At 66.9% G+C, this 16160-nt stretch carries 24 protein-coding genes; 19 read left to right on the top strand and 5 right to left on the bottom strand.

Annotated elements, in window-relative coordinates; translation table 11 throughout:
* Positions 1–77 precede the first annotated feature (77 nt).
* The 6 genes from AB1781_09645 (at position 78) to AB1781_09670 (ending at position 3436) form a co-directional block, all read left to right on the top strand.
* Entirely contained in the window at positions 78–617 is a 540-nt protein-coding gene (locus AB1781_09645) for a hypothetical protein (GenBank protein ID MEW5704828.1), read from the top strand.
* A complete protein-coding gene (locus AB1781_09650; protein ID MEW5704829.1) occupies positions 614–871 on the top strand; it encodes a DUF6378 domain-containing protein in 258 nt (85 codons plus the stop codon). Before AB1781_09645 ends, AB1781_09650 begins: the two co-directional genes overlap by 4 nt.
* Positions 868–1068 carry a hypothetical protein gene (locus tag AB1781_09655; protein MEW5704830.1) on the top strand — a complete coding sequence of 67 codons (201 nt, stop codon included), beginning with the start codon at positions 868–870 and terminating at the stop codon, positions 1066–1068. Before AB1781_09650 ends, AB1781_09655 begins: the two co-directional genes overlap by 4 nt.
* Positions 1061–1501 (top strand): DUF6362 family protein, encoded by a 441-nt coding sequence (locus AB1781_09660; GenBank protein ID MEW5704831.1) that lies wholly within the window; start codon positions 1061–1063, stop codon positions 1499–1501. Before AB1781_09655 ends, AB1781_09660 begins: the two co-directional genes overlap by 8 nt.
* 394 nt (positions 1502–1895) lie before the next feature.
* Complete coding sequence (locus AB1781_09665; GenBank protein MEW5704832.1) at positions 1896–3218, top strand: DNA modification methylase; 1323 nt, start codon at positions 1896–1898, stop codon at positions 3216–3218.
* On the top strand, positions 3215–3436 hold the full coding sequence (locus AB1781_09670) for a hypothetical protein (GenBank protein MEW5704833.1): 222 nt from the start codon (positions 3215–3217) through the stop codon (positions 3434–3436). Before AB1781_09665 ends, AB1781_09670 begins: the two co-directional genes overlap by 4 nt.
* A gap of 52 nt (positions 3437–3488) precedes the next feature.
* Here the strand turns inward: AB1781_09670 and AB1781_09675 are convergent, their stop codons facing one another.
* The 3 genes from AB1781_09675 to AB1781_09685 form a co-directional block, all read right to left on the bottom strand.
* The gene (locus tag AB1781_09675) at positions 3489–3734 is read right to left on the bottom strand and encodes a hypothetical protein (protein MEW5704834.1); all 246 of its coding nucleotides are present in this window, start codon (positions 3732–3734) and stop codon (positions 3489–3491) included.
* Positions 3735–3738: 4 nt separating this feature from the next.
* Positions 3739–4284 carry a DUF3489 domain-containing protein gene (locus AB1781_09680; GenBank protein ID MEW5704835.1) on the bottom strand — a complete coding sequence of 182 codons (546 nt, stop codon included), beginning with the start codon at positions 4282–4284 and terminating at the stop codon, positions 3739–3741.
* Between the two features lie 102 nt (positions 4285–4386).
* On the bottom strand, positions 4387–4608 hold the full coding sequence (locus tag AB1781_09685) for a hypothetical protein (GenBank protein ID MEW5704836.1): 222 nt from the start codon (positions 4606–4608) through the stop codon (positions 4387–4389).
* 147 nt (positions 4609–4755) lie between these two features.
* On the opposite strand from AB1781_09685, the gene AB1781_09690 reads away from it, so the two are divergent.
* From AB1781_09690 to AB1781_09710, 5 genes are read left to right on the top strand one after another with little or no spacing between them, the layout of a single operon-like run.
* Positions 4756–5325, top strand: coding sequence for a terminase small subunit, Nu1 (locus AB1781_09690; GenBank protein MEW5704837.1), 570 nt, complete (start codon positions 4756–4758; stop codon positions 5323–5325).
* Positions 5240–7216: a phage terminase large subunit family protein gene (locus tag AB1781_09695; GenBank protein MEW5704838.1), complete on the top strand. Its 1977-nt coding sequence runs from the start codon at positions 5240–5242 to the stop codon at positions 7214–7216. The genes AB1781_09690 and AB1781_09695 overlap by 86 nt, the downstream gene beginning before the upstream one ends.
* Positions 7217–7226: 10 nt before the next feature.
* Positions 7227–7439 (top strand): hypothetical protein, encoded by a 213-nt coding sequence (locus AB1781_09700; GenBank protein ID MEW5704839.1) that lies wholly within the window; start codon positions 7227–7229, stop codon positions 7437–7439.
* Between the two features lie 3 nt (positions 7440–7442).
* Complete coding sequence (locus AB1781_09705) at positions 7443–8903, top strand: phage portal protein (protein ID MEW5704840.1); 1461 nt, start codon at positions 7443–7445, stop codon at positions 8901–8903.
* On the top strand, positions 8900–9238 hold the full coding sequence (locus tag AB1781_09710) for a MerR family transcriptional regulator (protein ID MEW5704841.1): 339 nt from the start codon (positions 8900–8902) through the stop codon (positions 9236–9238). Before AB1781_09705 ends, AB1781_09710 begins: the two co-directional genes overlap by 4 nt.
* A gap of 29 nt (positions 9239–9267) precedes the next feature.
* Here the strand turns inward: AB1781_09710 and AB1781_09715 are convergent, their stop codons facing one another.
* The gene (locus AB1781_09715) at positions 9268–9561 is read right to left on the bottom strand and encodes a HigA family addiction module antitoxin (protein MEW5704842.1); all 294 of its coding nucleotides are present in this window, start codon (positions 9559–9561) and stop codon (positions 9268–9270) included.
* Positions 9562–9572: 11 nt separating this feature from the next.
* Positions 9573–9854, bottom strand: a complete 282-nt coding sequence (locus AB1781_09720) for a type II toxin-antitoxin system RelE/ParE family toxin (protein MEW5704843.1) — start codon at positions 9852–9854, stop codon at positions 9573–9575.
* A gap of 54 nt (positions 9855–9908) precedes the next feature.
* Here AB1781_09720 and AB1781_09725 point away from each other — a divergent pair, with 54 nt between their 5' ends.
* The 8 genes from AB1781_09725 (at position 9909) to AB1781_09760 (ending at position 15976) form a co-directional block, all read left to right on the top strand.
* Positions 9909–11216, top strand: coding sequence for a S49 family peptidase (locus AB1781_09725; GenBank protein MEW5704844.1), 1308 nt, complete (start codon positions 9909–9911; stop codon positions 11214–11216).
* Between the two features lie 17 nt (positions 11217–11233).
* Positions 11234–11623: a head decoration protein gene (locus AB1781_09730; GenBank protein ID MEW5704845.1), complete on the top strand. Its 390-nt coding sequence runs from the start codon at positions 11234–11236 to the stop codon at positions 11621–11623.
* Between the two features lie 93 nt (positions 11624–11716).
* Complete coding sequence (locus tag AB1781_09735) at positions 11717–12739, top strand: major capsid protein (protein MEW5704846.1); 1023 nt, start codon at positions 11717–11719, stop codon at positions 12737–12739.
* A gap of 2 nt (positions 12740–12741) precedes the next feature.
* The gene (locus AB1781_09740; protein ID MEW5704847.1) at positions 12742–13056 is read left to right on the top strand and encodes a hypothetical protein; all 315 of its coding nucleotides are present in this window, start codon (positions 12742–12744) and stop codon (positions 13054–13056) included.
* Positions 13053–13700, top strand: coding sequence for a DUF6441 family protein (locus AB1781_09745; protein ID MEW5704848.1), 648 nt, complete (start codon positions 13053–13055; stop codon positions 13698–13700). Before AB1781_09740 ends, AB1781_09745 begins: the two co-directional genes overlap by 4 nt.
* Positions 13701–13794: 94 nt before the next feature.
* Complete coding sequence (locus AB1781_09750) at positions 13795–14229, top strand: acyl-CoA transferase (GenBank protein ID MEW5704849.1); 435 nt, start codon at positions 13795–13797, stop codon at positions 14227–14229.
* 21 nt (positions 14230–14250) lie between these two features.
* A complete protein-coding gene (locus tag AB1781_09755) occupies positions 14251–15528 on the top strand; it encodes a phage tail tube protein (protein ID MEW5704850.1) in 1278 nt (425 codons plus the stop codon).
* A 10-nt stretch (positions 15529–15538) separates the two neighbouring features.
* Complete coding sequence (locus AB1781_09760; protein ID MEW5704851.1) at positions 15539–15976, top strand: hypothetical protein; 438 nt, start codon at positions 15539–15541, stop codon at positions 15974–15976.
* The last annotated feature ends 184 nt before the right edge of the window (positions 15977–16160 follow it).

The raw sequence follows: 16160 nt of genomic DNA on the forward strand, positions 1-16160 counted from the left end.
AGGCGGCAGCGACCGGTCCGCCGCGATGGGTATTCGATCCGAAACCCGACCCTTGCTCCCGCTCCTTGGAGAGAACCATGGCTTCGACCATCGAACCCGGCCCCGCCGCAGCAGGGGCCATCGTATTCCGTCCGCATCCGGCTCATGCGCATCGCGCCATCCTCGCCCTCGACCTCGGTACCTCGACCGGCTGGGCACTGCGCAGCCATGACGGCCTTATCACCAGCGGCACCGTCTCGTTCCGCCCCGGCCGCTTCGACGGGGGCGGCATGCGCTACCTGCGCTTCACGAACTGGCTCACAGAGATCGATCGGCTGTCCGGACCCATCGCGGCGATCTGGTTCGAGGAGGTCCGCCGCCACGCCGGCACCGACGCGAGCCACATCTACGGCGGGCTCATGGCCACGCTGACCGCATGGGCCGAACTGCGCGGCGTTCCCTACGAGGGCGTCCCGGTCGGCACGATCAAGCGGCACGTCGCCGCCAAGGGCAACGCCGACAAGGCTGCCGTCATGGCCGCCGTTCGCGCCCGCGGCTTCTCGCCCGCGGACGACAATGAAGCCGACGCCATCGCCATCCTCCTCTGGGCCATTGAAACCGAGGGAGGTGTGCGATGAGCGGGGAGACGATGCTCAAACATGCCGCGTCGGTCGTCGCCGAGCGCCGTAAGATATACGGCGAACCGGCCACCGCGATGGCCGTGGTCGCCAGACGCTGGTCGATCACGCTCGGCCGGCCCATCACGCCGGCGGAGGTCGTGCTCTGCCTCATCGATCTGAAGCTGGCGCGGCTCGGGCACGATCCGAAGCATCAGGATTCGATCCTCGACATCGCCGGCTATGCAGCGGTGCTGCAGGAGGTCGGACGATGAGATGGCTGCCGAAAGGATATGGCGGCGAACGCCGGTCGGCCGAAGAGGTCAAGCGGGAGGGCTGGCGCGAGCAGGGCCTCCTCGTCGTCAGCCCCACCGATCCGCGCCTCACCTGGCCCGAGCGAGAACTCGTTCGCCAGCTCGGCGAGAAGCTCTATGGCGGACGGCGCCAGCCGACGGAGCATCGGCATGGCTGATTGGACTCGTGAACTGGTCGAGGAGCGGTTGATCGAAGCTGCCGACGTCATGAAGCGCCTGCCCGAGGTTCGGGTGCAGGGCTATTTCTCGGTGTGGCCGAAGATCGTGCACGAGTTCGCTGATCTCGTCGGTCAGGAGCCGCCGCGCATGAAGCGTCCGCCGCCCTTGCCGGACGCCATCAGCCGCATGGAGGCGACGCTGCCCTGGCTCAGATGGCTGGAGCCCGACGATGCGCGGCTTGTCTGGGCGCGCGCCGAGGGCACACCGTGGAAGCCGATCTGTTGGCGCTTCGGGATCTCCCGCGCCACGGCGTGCCGCCGCTGGGAGTACGGCCTCAGCGTCATCACCTGGAAGCTCAACGGACAGAAAGTGCCGGCGAAGCGCTCGCGCGCTTTCCTCGTCGACCGCGTTCGCTCGTCAAGTTCATTTTGATGCGTGAGACAATTTTCGCTGAGACATTTCCCGGCGAGACACACATCGTCGATTTGGGCTAGTTCTCCGTTATGCTCAGGCGAGCCGCGTGCGGGGATGATCACCGACCGGCGAGATGCACGGTTCCTCCCTGGCCGAAATCGTATGCTGGCGGCAATGGCGCGACGCTTTCCCAGTGACCGCGCCGAAATAGGCCATTTCGTTTCGCCCGCATCCTTGGCCTCGTGAATCCAAACACTTGGGCGTCTGCGTGCCTCGGCGATGGCGAAGCCGCCAGTCGGGGGCGTTTCGTTTCGAGCGCATAGGCGAAGCGGGCCCCGTTTCGCCGGCACAGCGCATCGGCTGGTTTCGCGACCGCCGGATCAGATCCTTCACCCATCGCACCGGACCGACCATGGACGTCGTCGAAACGCCGATCGACAAGCTCGTGCCCTATGCGCGCAACCCGCGGCGCAACGAGGAGGCTGTCGCCACGGTCGCCGCGTCGCTGGCCGAGTTCGGCTGGCGTCAGCCGATCGTCGTCGACGAGGACATGGTGATCGTCGTCGGCCACACCCGCTACGAGGCGGCCAAGCGCCTCGGCATGACGAGCGTGCCGGTGCATGTCGCGCATGGCCTGACGCCGGCGCAGCTGCGCGCCTACCGGCTGATGGACAACCGCTCGCATCAGAATGCGAGCTGGGACGACGAGCTGCTGAAACTCGAACTGGCCGATCTGAAGCTCGACGAGTTCGACCTGGCGCTGACCGGTTTCGAGGACGATGAACTGGCCCGTCTCCTGGCCGAGGCGCCCGTCGAGGGGTTGGTGGACGAAGACGATGTTCCGGAGCCGCCCGCCACGCCCGTCACCCGCCGCGGCGATCTCTGGATCCTCGGGGGCCACCGCCTGCTCTGCGGAGACTCGACCTCGGCCGAGGACGTCACCCGCCTGATGAATGGCGAACGCGCCGCACTGTTCGCGACCGATCCGCCCTATCTCGTCGACTATGACGGCACCAACCATCCGACGAAGAAGAACGCGTCCGCCCGCGCCAAGAAGATCGCGAACAAGGACTGGTCTGAGGACTACATCGAACAGAAGCACTGGGACGATTCATCCCAGGGGCCGCAGTTCTATGAAGCGTTCATGCAGGTCGCCATCGACTGCGCCATCAAGGAGGACGCGGCCTGGTATTGCTGGCATGCCTCGCGGCGCCAGGCGATGCTGGAAGCCTGCTGGTCTAAATTCGACGTTCTGCATCACCAACAGATCATCTGGGCCAAGAGCCGTCCGGTGCTCACGCGCTCGATCATGCTATGGGCGCACGAGCCCTGCCTGTTCGGCTGGCGCTCGGGCAACAAGCCGCGCGTCAATCGCGAAGGCTTCGAAAACTGGCCGACGACGGTGTGGTCCATCCCCTCGAGCGAGATCGAGACGCGGGAGCACCCGACCTCGAAACCGGTCCGCGTGTTCACGCTGCCGATGGAGCTGCACACCGTGCCGGGGGAAATCTGCTACGAGCCGTTCTCGGGCTCGGGCTCGCAACTCATCGCAGGCGAGCGGACGGGGAGACGCGTCTACGGCCTCGAGCTCTCCGAGACCTTTTGTGACGTGATCGTCAACCGCTGGCAGGCCTTCACCGGGAAATCGGCAAGGCTGGAGGGTGAGAATCGCAGCTTCGACGAGGTGAAGACCGAGCGCGTCGGCGCTCGTGACAGCGATCAGGACGCCGCATGATGCAGTCGCGCCGAATGTCCCTGATCGAGGCGTTGAGCAATGTCGCGATCGGTTACGGCGTGGCCGTGCTGACCCAGATCGCGGTCTTCCCGCTGTTCGGTCTGCAGGTGTCCCTGAGCGACAATCTGTTGATCGGCGCTCTATTCACGCTGGTATCCGTGGCGCGCAGCTATGCCGTGCGGCGCATGTTCGAGAGGATGCGCTCTTGGACTGCATAAGCGAAACGCCGCCGCCCATGGTGGGCAGCGGCGGCTCAGTGATGATGACGTGTCAGCTGGTCGTTATGCCGAGCAGCTTCACCCGGAAGTCGGCGTCCACCGGCCGGCTCTCGCCAACGGTGCGGCCGGCACGGAGCGCGCCGGCACGGCCGACAAAATAGAAGCCGACCTGCTCGCCGGTTTCCCGGCGCGTTCGCGTGAGGACCGTGTAGCGGGTCGAGCGTGCATCAGCGATGATCGCTTCGCCTCGGTGCTGCAGGGCGGCGACGAGACGGTCGTGGATGGTGATCCTCGCCATAGCCTCAGCCCTCCCGACTGAGGCGGTAGACCCGACCACGCCCCTCGACCTTCTCGGAGGTCACATCGAGCCCGAGCTTCTTCTTGAGCGCCCCGGCGATGGCGCCGCGCACGGTGTGCGGCTGCCACCCGAATGCGGCGGCGATCTCGGCGACGGTTGCTCCGTCGGCGCCCTGCAGCATGGCGATCAGCTGGGCCTGCTTGCTGCCTTCGCGGGCATTTGGTTTCGTTGGCGTCTTGACGGCAGCGTGATCGCTTTGCGTCGGCTCCGCAGCGTCGCGCGAGGCCTCCGGCTCGATGCCGATGGCGGCGAGCCCGTGCTCGGTGATCGCGAGTGTGACGCCGTGGCCGTCGCCGGTCTCGCGCCAGACGTGCTCGCCGATCCGCGAGTCGGCATCGATCTCTTCGAGCAGGCCCTGCTTGAGCAGCGGTGCAATCACCTTCTGCGCGGCGCCGCCCTTGAGGTTCTTCGGGAGCGGTAGCGCCAGCATGTTCGCGCGCTGCGCGGCGGCGCTGAGGACGATCGTCTGTGTGTCGGAGAGTTTGGTCATGGGGCAATCCTTCTTCAGGAGAGGCGCGCGACCATCGCGGACCTTCTACTGCCCCGAGCCCCGAGGGCGAGCCCATCGGGGCGAAGGCGGGAAGCGGCGCGCCTAATCGGCGTGCTCGCCCTCCTTGAAGGCGGCGTCGGTGATGCGCTTCAGGAGTTCGGCGTAGTGGCTGAGCGTTCCGACGTGGCCCCAGTTGATCTCGTCGGGGCTGGTGTCGAAATGGTCGTCGCTCAGCAACTTGATGCGCTCCAGCATCGCGTCGATCTCCGCCTTCTTGGCGATGAATGCGTCGAGGGCGGAAGCGGTGCTTCGGGACTTGGTCATGGCGGTCTCCAATGCTCGATGGTGACCCCATACAGGCTCTGATCGGCACCCTCATCAAGTCGATAAGTGCATCATTTCATTGCTTTTTCTGCAGTGATGGCGGGGCTCCCGACATGACCTGATCTTGCCCGGGAGCGGCCCCCGTTCATGGCGACCAATACCCAACCCATCGCGGTCATTGCCCGGCTCCTGGACCTGACCGAAAGGCGGGTCCAGCAGCTGGCGCGCGACGGGATCATCCCGGCGTCAGCTCGCACCGGCCCCGAACGCGGGCGCTACGACCTCGTCGGCACGGTGCGCGGCTATGTGCGCTACCTGCGCGAGCTGGCGACGCGGTCGCAGACGGGCGCCGCGGACTTCGGTGTCGAGCGCGCCCGGCTGATCAAGGCCAAGGCCGATCTCGCCGAAATGGACGCAGCTGTCCGGCGCGGCGATCTCTTGCCGGCCGCTCAGGTCGAGGAGGCGTGGATCGCCGTGCTGGCCCGCCTGCGCGCGCGTTTGCTGGTCCTGCCCGACAGGCTGGCGCCGCTGGTCCATGAGGAGTCCACCATTGCCGGCACGCGCGCGCAGATCCGCGACGCGATCACCGAAGCGCTCGCGGAACTCGCCAACCTCCCGGCCATCGCCGTTGATGCTGAAGGGGCCGGCGCGGCTGGCGCAGGCGACGCGCAAGGCGCTGACGATCCTGGCGCCGCCGCCGACCCTGACGATCAGTGAGTGGGCCGACGCCAGGCGCCGCCTGAGTTCCGAAGCCAGCGCCGAGCCCGGCCGCTGGCGCACCGAGCGGGCCATCTACCAGCGCGGCATCATGGACGCGATCTCCGATCCGGCGGTCGAAAGCGTCGTCGTGATGTCGTCGAGCCAGACCGGCAAAACGGAGGTGCTGCTCAACACCGTTGCATTCCACATCGACCAGGACCCGGCGCCGGTGATGGTGGTGATGCCGACGGAACGCGATGCGGAGACCTGGTCGAAGGACCGTTTCTCGCCGATGGCGCGCGATACGCCCTGTCTGCATGGGCGCATCTCGGATCCGAAGTCGCGTGACGGTTCGAACAAGATCCTGCACAAGAAGTTTCCCGGCGGGCATCTGACCATCGTCGGCGCCAATGCACCCTCGGGCCTGGCCAGCCGGCCGATCCGCATCCTCCTGTGCGACGAGGTCGACCGCTATCCGTTCAGCGCCGGCGCCGAGGGCGATCCGGTCAATCTGGCGAAGAAGCGCACGGTCACCTTCTGGAACCGCAAGATCGTCCTGGTCTCGACGCCGACCATCCGTGGCGCGAGCCGGATCGAGACCGCCTATGCCGAAAGCGACAGGCGCCGCTTCTTCGTGCCGTGCCCTGAATGCGGCGAGCATCAAACGCTGGTCTGGGAGCAGGTTCGTTGGGACCGCGAGGCGGACGGCGCCCACCGGCCGGAGACCGCGCGATACCAATGCCGCCATTGTGGCGCGCATTGGAGCGACGCCGAACGCTGGGCCGCCGTACGCAGGGGCGAATGGCGGGCCGAGGCGGCCTTCGATGGCATCGCCGGCTTTCACCTGAACGAGGTCTACTCCTCCTGGGTCCGTCTGGAAGCCATGGTGCGCACCTTTCTGTCAGCGAAGGATCACGGCGACGAGGCGATGAAGACCTTCGTCAACACCTCGCTGGGCGAGACATGGGTCGAGACGGGCGAAGCGCCGGACTGGCAGCGGCTCTACGATCGCAGGGAGAGCTGGCCGGCCGGCACGGTGCCGATGGGCGGCTTGTTTCTCACCGCCGGCGCCGACGTCCAGAAGGATCGCATCGAGGTCGATGTCTGGGCATGGGGGCGCGGGCTGGAGAGCTGGCTCGTCGACCACATTGTCATCGAGGGCGGCCCCGAACATGCCGCCGCATGGTCCGCGTTGGACGGTCTCTTGGGCCGCAACTGGCCGCACGCCTCGGGGACGGCGATGGGCCTGTCGCGCCTCGCGATCGACACCGGCTTCGAGGCGCCTTCGGTCTACGGCTGGGCCCGGCGCGCCGGCTTCGCGCAGGTGGCGCCGGTCAAAGGCGTCGAGGGTTTCAATCGGGCGAGCCCGGTCTCCGGCCCGACTTATGTCGATGCGACTGCCGGCGGCAAGCGACTGCGGCGCGGCGCGCGTCTGTGGTCGGTCGCGGTCTCGACTTTCAAGGCCGAGACCTATCGCTACCTCCGGCTCGAACGGCCGACCGACGAGGAGCGTGCCGGAGGCGCGCGCTTTCCCGCAGGGACCATCCACCTGCCGGCTTGGGCCGACAGCGAGTGGTGCAAGCAGTTCGTCGCCGAGCAGCTGGTGACGGTGAAGACCAGGCGCGGGTTTCAGCGGCTCGAATGGCAGAAGCTGCGCGAGCGCAACGAGGCGCTGGATTGCCGGGTCTACGCGCGAGCCGCCGCCTGGATCGCCGGCGCCGACCGCTGGGGCGAGGAGAAATGGCGCGATCTCGAACGCCAGGTCGGCTCGTTCGATCCGAGCAACACAGCGGCGCCAGAGACCGCGGCCCCTGACCCCGGCGCGCCAGAGATCGCCTCCGCGGGTCTGGTGCGACGAGCACCAGCCCGGCGCGGCCGACGGGTGTTCACGCCCAGCTATCTGAGTTGAGACCAAGACCATGACGCTTGAGGACATGATCGCGCGCCGCGATGCGCTGCTTGCAGCCCGATGGCGCGGCGTGCGCACCGTCGAGGTCGAGGGGCGCCGCATCACCTATGCGAGCGATGCCGAAATGGCGGCCGCCCTCGGCGACCTCGAACGGCGGATCGCCGAGGAGCAAACCGGCGCGCGCCGTCGCATCGTTCGCACGACGGCAAGCAAGGGGCTCTGACCCGTGCTGGAATCGATCACACGGTGGCGCCGCCGCATCGGCGCTCTGGTGGGCGGCTTTGAAGCGGGACAGGGAAGCCGAAGGCTGCGGCACTTCCAGCCGAGCCGGGCGCATCTCAACACGCTGATCGCCGCCGCCGGCGCCGACATCACCGCGCGCGCCCGTTGGCTCGTGCGCAACAACGGCTATGCGGCGAACGCGATCGAGAGCTGGGCCGGCAATGTGGTGGGCGACGGCATCAAGCCATCGTCCCTGATCGCCGATGCCGATCTCAAGGCGCGCGTGCAGCGCCTCTGGCTCGACTGGACCGACGACAGCGACGCCGAGGGGTTCACCGACTTCTACGGCCAGCAGCGGCGCGCCGCGCGCGAGGTATTCATTGCCGGCGAGGTGTTCTTCCGCTTCCGTCCGCGCCGGCCCGAGGACGGGCTCATGGTGCCGCTGCAGCTGCAGATGATCCCCTCCGAGATGCTGCCGCTCACGCGCAACGAGCAGATCGCGGGCGGCAACGTCATCCGCCAGGGCATCGAGTTCGATCGGATTGGCCGGCGCGTGGCCTACCACTTCCTGCGCCGCCATCCGGGCGACGTGACCGATCCCGGCCTTGCGGGCGAGACGGTGCGGGTTCCGGCGTCCGAGGTCATCCACGTCATCGATCCGGTCGATGCGGGGCAGTTGCGCGGGATCTCCCGCTTCGCGCCGGGCATCGTGAAGCTGTTCCTGCTCGACCAGTACGACGACGCCGAACTCGACAGGAAGAAGGTCGCGGCGATGCATGCGCTGTTCATCACCACGCCGGCGCCGGCGGAGCCCTTCGACATTGCCGAGAGCGATGAGAGTGGCGAGCGCACGATGGATCTGCAGCCCGGCCAGATCGTGATGCTGGAACCGGGCGAGGAGGTGCAGACCTCGGCGCCGGCCGATGTCGGCCAGACTTACGAGCCTTTCCAGTACCGCACGCTGCTGCAGGTATCGGCGGCGCTCGGCATTCCGTATGCGTATTTGTCGAACGACATGCTGAAAGCGAACTACTCGAACTCGCGGCTCGCGCTCCTCGAGTTTCGCCGCCGCATCGAGGCCTACCAGCACTCGGTCATGGTCTGGCAAATCTGTCGACGGGTCTGGGCGCGATGGCTCGATACGGCGGTCATGGCGGGCGCGATTGCCTTGCCCGATCACGAACAGCAGAGGCGCGTTTATCTCGGATGTTCCTGGCTTCCGCCCAAATGGGACTGGGTCGATCCGCTGAAGGACGCGCGCGCCGAGATCGAACAGATCGAGGCGGGGCTGAAGAGCAGGACGCAGGCGCTCGCCGAGCGCGGCTATGACGCCGATCAGGTCGATGCCGAGATTGCTGCGGACCGTGCGCGAGAGCGTCAGCTTGGCCTCTCCTTCGGCAGCGCCGCGGGAGGGATTGGAGAACAGCCGGACAGTAATCCGATCCTGGAGGAACAGCCCTCATGACGGAGCGCACTTTCACAGTTGCCGAGGTCTGCGCTGCGGTGGGCATCAGCCCGCCGCGCCTGCATCAGTGGATCGAGCGAGGTCAGTTCGATCCGGTCCGGGTAACACGGTCCGGTGTGGCTCGCGATTACACACTGCGCGATGCCATCCATCTGGCCGCGATCACCCGCCTGCAAACAGCGGGCCTGCCGATATCGCGAGCGGCAGAGCTGATCGGCACGTCTCCCTTGCAGACTGCCGGGCAGGATATCGTCAGCGCACGGAAAGGAGACGTCGAGGTCGTAATCGATCTGGCCTCCGTCACCCGCGATGTCCGCGCCAGCTTGGGGGCCTGAGGTGATCATGGTCCTGTTCATTTCAGCGGTCAGGCCGCTCTGGGATGAACCCTCGCCTCGATTTCGGGGCCAACTTGGTCGCGCGCCAATTCGAGGTCGTAGGTCGCCTGCATGCCCATCCAGAGTTCCGGGCTGGTCCCGAAGTAGCGCGCAAGCCTGAGCGCCGTGTCGGGCGTGATGGCCCGCTTGGCGTTGACGATCTCGCTGATCCGGATCTGCGGCACGTCGATTGCCTTGGCGAGTGCGTACTGGCTCATGCCGAGCGGCTTGAGAAAGTCCTCGCGTAGAACCTCACCGGGATGGGTTGGGGCAAAATCAGCCATGGGTTTTCTCCTCAATGATAATCGACGATCTCAACGTCATGGGCGTCACCGTCCTGCCAGACAAAGCATACGCGCCATTGGTCGTTGATCCGGATGCTGTGCTGGCCTTTTCGGTCTCCAGTTAGAGCCTCGAGGCGATTGCCCGGTGGCGCCCTGAGGTCTTCGAGAGTTCGGGCGTTGTGGAGTTGCATCAGCTTTCGGTTCGCGACCTTCACGATGTCGTTTGGGACGCCCTTGATGAAGCGGCGAGCCCAGGCGGCCTCTGCCGCAGCGTTCCGAAACGACTTGATCATACCCAATACTAACGCACTTCGTTAGCTAACGCAATACATAAGCATGGATCGGATATGATCAACCCTCTCATGGCCCGGCTATCGGGCCGGCTCTTGGCGATCGCCCCGCGAGCGCTCGACGGCCTGCTCGCCGCCGGCCCAATGCTCGATGCCCGTCCGGTCATGCTTCCGGCCCGCGATGCACCGCCGGTGGCGAGCCATTCCGTTACCGGTCCCGGCATCGCCGTGGTGCCGATCCTCGGACCGTTGGTGACGCGTGGCGACTGGCTCACCAGTCTTCTGGGCGCCAGCGACTATGACGAGATCGCCTCCGCCGTGGAAGCCGCGCTGGCCGATCCTTCTGTGCGGGCCGTGTTGTTGGAGATCGACTCGCCGGGCGGCGAGGTCGGCGGTCTCTTCGACCTGGTCGATCGCCTCGTGTCGTTGCGCGAAGCCGCGCAGAAGCCACTCTGGGCTGTCGCGAGCGAAAGCGCGCTGTCGGCTGCCTTTGCCATCGCCAGCGTGGCGGACCGCCTCTACGTCACCCGGACGGCGGAGGTCGGATCCATCGGCGTCGTGGCCATCCATGTCGACGAGAGCGTCGCCGACGTCATGGCCGGCCTCAAATGGACGCTCGTTCACGCGGGCGACCGCAAGATCGATGGCAATGCCCACGAACCGCTCTCGGATGCGGCGTTGTCGGCGATCCAGGCGGATGTCAACGCGCTCCATGCCGACCTCGTCACTCTGGTAGCGCGCAACCGGAACATGAGCCCCGACGCTGTCCACGCGACACAGGCCGCGATCTATCGGGGCCAGCGGGGCATCGACGCCGGCCTTGCCGACCAGGTCGGCACCGTCGGCCACGCACTTGCCGATCTCACCCGGATGCTCGACCCGCCACGCCTCATCACGGGCGCATCGCAACGTGCCCGAGCCCATCAACCGTCAAGGAGAAAGACCGCAATGACAGTAGAACCCGACCTCAACCCGGCTGCCGAAGACGCGGCTGTCGAGGAGACGAACGCGTCTGATCCGGAAACTCTCGGAACGCCGCAACCAGCGCCGCTCGCCGCGTCGCCGGAGGCGACGGAGGCGCAGACCGATCAAACCGCCGAGCGGCTGCGCGCCGAATATGCGGAGATCGCCGCCATCGCCGCCCAAGGGGCCCGGCTGGGCGTCGCCATCGACGCCGCCGACGCCATGGCGAAGGGGATTGCGCCGCATGCGCTGCGAAGCTCCATCCTTGATGCGCTCGCAGCACGCGCCGAGGCGAGCTCTGTGGTCGCCGTGGCGCCGTCACTGGCCGGCTCGCCGGTATCGAACGGCGAAAGCCCCATCGTGCGTCGTGCGCGTGAGCGCGCCTCGGCCAACCGCAGCTGAAGACAAGGAGGATCATCATGACCGTTCTCACCATGTCGCCGACCCTAGGCGACCTGCTCAAATACGAGCTCAATGCGAGCTACTGCCGCGAGGCTGTGACCCTCAAGGCTGGCACGAACTACGCGCTCGGATCCGTCCTCGGCCGGATCACCGCGTCGGGCAAGTACCGCCTATCGCCGGACGCCGAGGTCGTCGGAGATGAGGGTGCGGAGGTCGCAACGGCCGTCCTGATCGAGGCGGTCGACGGGACGGCCGGCGACAGGACTGGCCTCGTCGTCGCCCGCGGGCCCGCGATCGTCTCCAAGGCGGCGCTCGCCTTCGACGCCTCCGTCGATGATGCGGCGAAGACGGCCGTCAAGCACGCCGAGCTGAGCTCTGCCGGCATCGTGCCACGCGACACCGCCTGATCCACGCTCGTCAGACCCAACCCGTCACCGGCTCCGAGGCGTCCGCCTTCGGGGCCTTTTCATGCCCGTTCCATCCCAAGGAGACCCGACCCCATGGTCGCCATGATCAATCCGTTCGACGCGGGCGGCTACTCGCTCGCCGAGATGACCCAGGCCATCAACATCCTGCCCAACGTCTACACCCGGCTCGGGCAGATGGGCCTCTTCCGCTTCGAGGGCGTGACCCAGCGCTCCGTCGTCATCGAGCAGGCCGAAGGCGTGCTGAACCTCCTGCCGACCGTGCCGCTCGGCGGTCCCGCCACCGTCGCCAACCGCGACACGCGCTCCATGCGCTCCTTCACCGTGCCGTGGATTCCCCACGACGACGTGATCACGCCACAGGACATCCAGGGCGTGCGCGGCTTCGGTGTGGCCGACGCCGCCGATCCGCTCGCCACCGTCATGGAGCGCAAGCTCACCCGCATGCGGGTAAAGCACGCCCAAACGCGGGAATACATGGAGGTCAACGCGCTGCGCGGCATCGTCAAGGACGGCGCCGGCACCACGCTCTACAACTACTTCACCGAGTTCGGGCTGGCGCAGCTTGAGACGGACTTCGTGCTCGGCACCGCCGGCACCCAGGTCCAGGGCAAGGTGCGCGACGTGCTCAGGAAGGTCGAGACCGAGCTCAAGGGCGAGACCATGACCGGCGTGCTGGCGATGGTGAGCCCGGAGTTCTTCGACAAGCTGATCGGCCACGCCAAGGTCGAGGAGGCCTACAAGTACTATTCCTCGACCGGGGCGCAGCCGCTGCGCGAGGACACCCGCCGACGTTTTCCCTTCGCCGGCATCCTGTTCGAGGAGTACAACGCCACCGTCACGCTCTCGACCGGCGCAACGGAAACCCTGATCCCCTCCGGCGAGGGCATCGCCTTCCCGCTCGGCACGCTCGACACCTTCGTCACCCACGGCGCCCCGGCCAACCTGATCGAGACGGTCAACACGGTGGGCCTGCCGATTTACGCGCGGCAGATCGCCCGACCCGACGGCAGCGCCATCGAGGTCAAGACCGAGGCCTCGATCCTGCCGATCAACAAGCGTCCGCGTCTCGCCGTGCGCATCTTCTCCAGCAACTGAGCATGAGCGTCTTCGCAGAGGCGATCGACGACCTCTTCGCCGATCCCAATCTCGCGCGGGATGCCATCTGGCGGGCAGGCGGCACGGGCGCGCCGGTGACCGTCCGGATTGTCTTGCGACAGCCGGATCGTGTCGAGAGCTTCGGCGAGACGCGCATCTGGAGCGAAAGCATCATTGGCGATGTACGAACGCGCGACGCCCCGAGCCTGGCGGAAGCGGATGCCTTCGAAATCGACGGCGCGAACTACGTCGTGCAGGGAGAGCCCGTGCGCGACAGCGAACGCCTTGTCTGGAGCGTGGAGCTGAGACCGGTATGAGGCTGTCCGCGACCATCATCGGTGACCTTGGTCGCATCATGGCCGAGGAGGTGAAGGCGGCCGAAGAGGCTGTCACGGCCGGTGTCGGTGAGGCGGCGGAGGGACTCAAGACCGAGCTCAGGACGCAGATCACCAATGCGGGGCTCGGCCCTCGGCTGGCCCGTACCTGGCGGTCCGAGACCTTCCCCAAGGGCCAGAACAGCATCCGGGCGGCGGGGCTCGTCTGGTCGAAGGCGCCCGGCATCATTCGCATTTACGAAGACGGCGCGACCATCCGGTCGACCAAGGGTTTCTTCCTGGCCATTCCGACCGCTGCTGCCGGACGCTTCGGCGACGGTGGCCGCAAGATTACGCCCGGCGGATGGGAACGGCGTACCGGGCAGCGGCTGCGCTTCGTCTACCGGCGCAACGCTGCGTCTCTGCTCGTCGCCGACAACATGCGGGCGCGGACGGGGAAGCGGGGCGGATACGCCAGAGCCAGTGCCGCCGCTGTGCGGAGCGGGCGCGGCTTGGTGACCGTGCCGATCTTCATTCTGGTGCCGCAGGTGACATGCAGGAAGCGGCTCGATGTCGCCTCCGCCGCGAACAGTTGGCAGGAGCGGCTGCCCGGCCTGGTCGTCCGCAACTGGGTCGAAGGGCGGTAGCCCCGTCTTCGCCTTCTTCGCATCCCGGTGCATGTGCGCGCCGCACCGTGTGCGGAGAGATCACCTGCATTGGCCGCAAGTTTAAGGAAAACCAGTGTCCAGCCGCCGTGAAGCCATCCTCGGAGCCCTCTTCCAGACGCTCGACAACACGTTGGACGCGAACGTGCGTCGCAACGAGGTGCTGCCCGAGAAGGTGCCGGCATCCGGTCTCGTCATCCTGCGGGACGGCGATCCGGGCGAGCCGGACGTGACGCTCAATCCGCGCACGGAGTTCTACGCCCACAGGATCGAGCTCGAGGTCTATGTGCCCCGCGATCCGACGGGCGGAGGCGAAGCGGCGCTCGACACGCTGCTCGGCGCCATCGGCTCGGCACTCAGGATCGATCCCTCGCTCGGTGGTCTCGCCGAGAACCTGACGCCGTCGGCGCCCGAGACCGGGGCGCTCGCCATCGAGGGTGCAGCCCCGATCCTCACCGCCCGGCTCGTCGTCACCGTCGAATATCTGGTGAGCGATCCGCTCACTGCCTGAACCTGGAAATAGGAGTTCTCCATGCCCAAGGTGCGCGCTTACGGCGCGGACGCCACGCTGAAGGCTTGCCGCGAGGCGAGCTACGGCGTGGCTCCGCTCTCCGGCTATCGAAGCCTTGATTTCAAGTCGACCGATCTCTCTTCGGCGCAGCCGCTTGGGGACGACCCGCTGCTCGGACGCGGGCGCAATGCGCAGGATCCCTATCGCGGCCTCATCACCGACGAGGGCCAGCTCGACATCCCGCTCGACCTGCGTGGAACGGGCTTTTGGCTGACGGGCCTTTTCGGAGACCCGGTGACCACGCCCACGAACGCCAGCGGCTCGATCGTCTTCGCCGTCAATCCCACGGCGGGGGACACGATCACCTTGAACGGTACGGCCTGGACGTTCGTCTCCGGTACGGCGGGCGCAGAGGAGACGCAAATCCAGGGAACGGCCACGCAGACCGTCGATCAGCTGGTCAGCGACCTCAACGCTTCGGCCGATCCCGAAATCGCCAAATGCACGTATTCCCGGCCGACGAGCACGCAGACCCTCGTCATCGCATTTGATGTCGTCGGGCCGACCGGGAACGCCTTCACGATCTCTGCCTCTGCCTCTGCCGCGGCAGCTTCGGCGGGGACACTGACCGGCGGCGGTTATGCGCATGTCTGGGAGAGCGGCGCCGACGACATCCCGAGCTACACGATCGAGGTCGGCCATCCGAAGCTCACGACACCGGTGTTCTTCCGTCACCTCGGCACGGTGATGGAGAGCCTGAACTTCGAGATGGGTCAGGAGGGACCGGCAAACGCCCGTCTCCAGCTCGTGGCCCAAGGCGAGGAACGCTTCTCGGCGACGGTCGACGCCAATCCGACGGCCTACGCGCTCCGCCGCTTCAGCCAGGGGCGCGGCTTCATCCGACGCGGCGGTGCGGCGCTCGCCGGCGTCACTGGCGGCAGTCTGACCTTCTCCAACAATCTCGAACGCGTCCGGGTCATTCGCGAGGACGGCAAGATCGAGGCGGCCGATCCCACTTTCGCCTCGGCGGAAGGATCGATGTCGGTACGCTTCGATGGCGCGACGCTCGTGGCCGAGGCCGCCAATGGCGATCCCGTCGGACTCGAATACGGGTTCACCTTCCCGGAAGGCTACGCGCTGCGGTTCGAGCTGCCGCGGGTCTTCCTGCCCAAACCAAAATATGCCGTCTCCGGCCCCGGCGGAGTCGAGGCGAGCTTCGACTGGCGCGCCGCCTACGATGACAGCGAAGGCACGATGCTGCGCGCCCACCTCCTGAACGACGTCACGAGCTACACCTGAGGCCATTCCCATGATCCGCCTGAACCTGTCGCGCGAGCCGACCTGGCTCGACCTCGGACATGACGTGCGTGTGCGCGTCGCTCCCCTGACGACCTCGCTCATGGCCGCCGCCCGCAGTGATCCGGCGGTGGCTGCCTTGCCCGAAGGCGCGTCGAACGAGACCATCGCGGTCACCATGGCCAAGGCCCTGGCACGGCTGGTCGTGCTGGAATGGGAGGGGGTGGGCGACGCCGAAGGCAATCCGGTGCCCGTCACACCGGAAGGCATCGACGCGCTGTTGGACATCCTGCCGATCTTCGAGGCCTTCCAGCTCCGCTACGTGTCGAAGGGCCTGTTGCTGGAAGCGGAAAAAAACGGCTCCGCGCCCTCGCCGAATGGCACTTCAGCGGGGGCGACCAGTATTGCCGATCCTGTCGCGGCACCTGCAGCGAATGCCCCGCCGTCCTGAACCGTCCACTGACGGTCGAAGGATGGCAGGTCTGGGATCTCGCCAAAAAGCTCACAGGGCAGCTGCGCGCCGTCCCCGGTGCGGTCCTCGGCCTCGACATGACGGCCGCTCTCGCCTGCGCGCACGCGCTTGGAGTGGACACCCTCGTCTGCGCGGAACTGCTGCCCGAGGTGGAGGGCATGAT

This window comes from Pseudomonadota bacterium, from assembly GCA_040752895.1.
GTDB lineage: Bacteria > Pseudomonadota > Alphaproteobacteria.

What these genes read in the sequence shown, in the direction of transcription:
- AB1781_09645 (MEW5704828.1), top strand. Translation starts at nt 78, where the DNA reads ATGGCTTCGACCATCGAACCCGGCCCCGCCGCAGCAGGGGCCATCGTA.
- AB1781_09650 (MEW5704829.1), top strand. Translation starts at nt 614, where the DNA reads ATGAGCGGGGAGACGATGCTCAAACATGCCGCGTCGGTCGTCGCCGAG.
- AB1781_09655 (MEW5704830.1), top strand. Translation starts at nt 868, where the DNA reads ATGAGATGGCTGCCGAAAGGATATGGCGGCGAACGCCGGTCGGCCGAA.
- AB1781_09660 (MEW5704831.1), top strand. Translation starts at nt 1,061, where the DNA reads ATGGCTGATTGGACTCGTGAACTGGTCGAGGAGCGGTTGATCGAAGCT.
- AB1781_09665 (MEW5704832.1), top strand. Translation starts at nt 1,896, where the DNA reads ATGGACGTCGTCGAAACGCCGATCGACAAGCTCGTGCCCTATGCGCGC.
- AB1781_09670 (MEW5704833.1), top strand. Translation starts at nt 3,215, where the DNA reads ATGATGCAGTCGCGCCGAATGTCCCTGATCGAGGCGTTGAGCAATGTC.
- AB1781_09675 (MEW5704834.1), bottom strand. Translation starts at nt 3,734, where the DNA reads ATGGCGAGGATCACCATCCACGACCGTCTCGTCGCCGCCCTGCAGCAC.
- AB1781_09680 (MEW5704835.1), bottom strand. Translation starts at nt 4,284, where the DNA reads ATGACCAAACTCTCCGACACACAGACGATCGTCCTCAGCGCCGCCGCG.
- AB1781_09685 (MEW5704836.1), bottom strand. Translation starts at nt 4,608, where the DNA reads ATGACCAAGTCCCGAAGCACCGCTTCCGCCCTCGACGCATTCATCGCC.
- AB1781_09690 (MEW5704837.1), top strand. Translation starts at nt 4,756, where the DNA reads ATGGCGACCAATACCCAACCCATCGCGGTCATTGCCCGGCTCCTGGAC.
- AB1781_09695 (MEW5704838.1), top strand. Translation starts at nt 5,240, where the DNA reads ATGCTGAAGGGGCCGGCGCGGCTGGCGCAGGCGACGCGCAAGGCGCTG.
- AB1781_09700 (MEW5704839.1), top strand. Translation starts at nt 7,227, where the DNA reads ATGACGCTTGAGGACATGATCGCGCGCCGCGATGCGCTGCTTGCAGCC.
- AB1781_09710 (MEW5704841.1), top strand. Translation starts at nt 8,900, where the DNA reads ATGACGGAGCGCACTTTCACAGTTGCCGAGGTCTGCGCTGCGGTGGGC.
- AB1781_09715 (MEW5704842.1), bottom strand. Translation starts at nt 9,561, where the DNA reads ATGGCTGATTTTGCCCCAACCCATCCCGGTGAGGTTCTACGCGAGGAC.
- AB1781_09720 (MEW5704843.1), bottom strand. Translation starts at nt 9,854, where the DNA reads ATGATCAAGTCGTTTCGGAACGCTGCGGCAGAGGCCGCCTGGGCTCGC.
- AB1781_09725 (MEW5704844.1), top strand. Translation starts at nt 9,909, where the DNA reads ATGATCAACCCTCTCATGGCCCGGCTATCGGGCCGGCTCTTGGCGATC.
- AB1781_09730 (MEW5704845.1), top strand. Translation starts at nt 11,234, where the DNA reads ATGACCGTTCTCACCATGTCGCCGACCCTAGGCGACCTGCTCAAATAC.
- AB1781_09735 (MEW5704846.1), top strand. Translation starts at nt 11,717, where the DNA reads ATGGTCGCCATGATCAATCCGTTCGACGCGGGCGGCTACTCGCTCGCC.
- AB1781_09740 (MEW5704847.1), top strand. Translation starts at nt 12,742, where the DNA reads ATGAGCGTCTTCGCAGAGGCGATCGACGACCTCTTCGCCGATCCCAAT.
- AB1781_09745 (MEW5704848.1), top strand. Translation starts at nt 13,053, where the DNA reads ATGAGGCTGTCCGCGACCATCATCGGTGACCTTGGTCGCATCATGGCC.
- AB1781_09755 (MEW5704850.1), top strand. Translation starts at nt 14,251, where the DNA reads ATGCCCAAGGTGCGCGCTTACGGCGCGGACGCCACGCTGAAGGCTTGC.
- AB1781_09760 (MEW5704851.1), top strand. Translation starts at nt 15,539, where the DNA reads ATGATCCGCCTGAACCTGTCGCGCGAGCCGACCTGGCTCGACCTCGGA.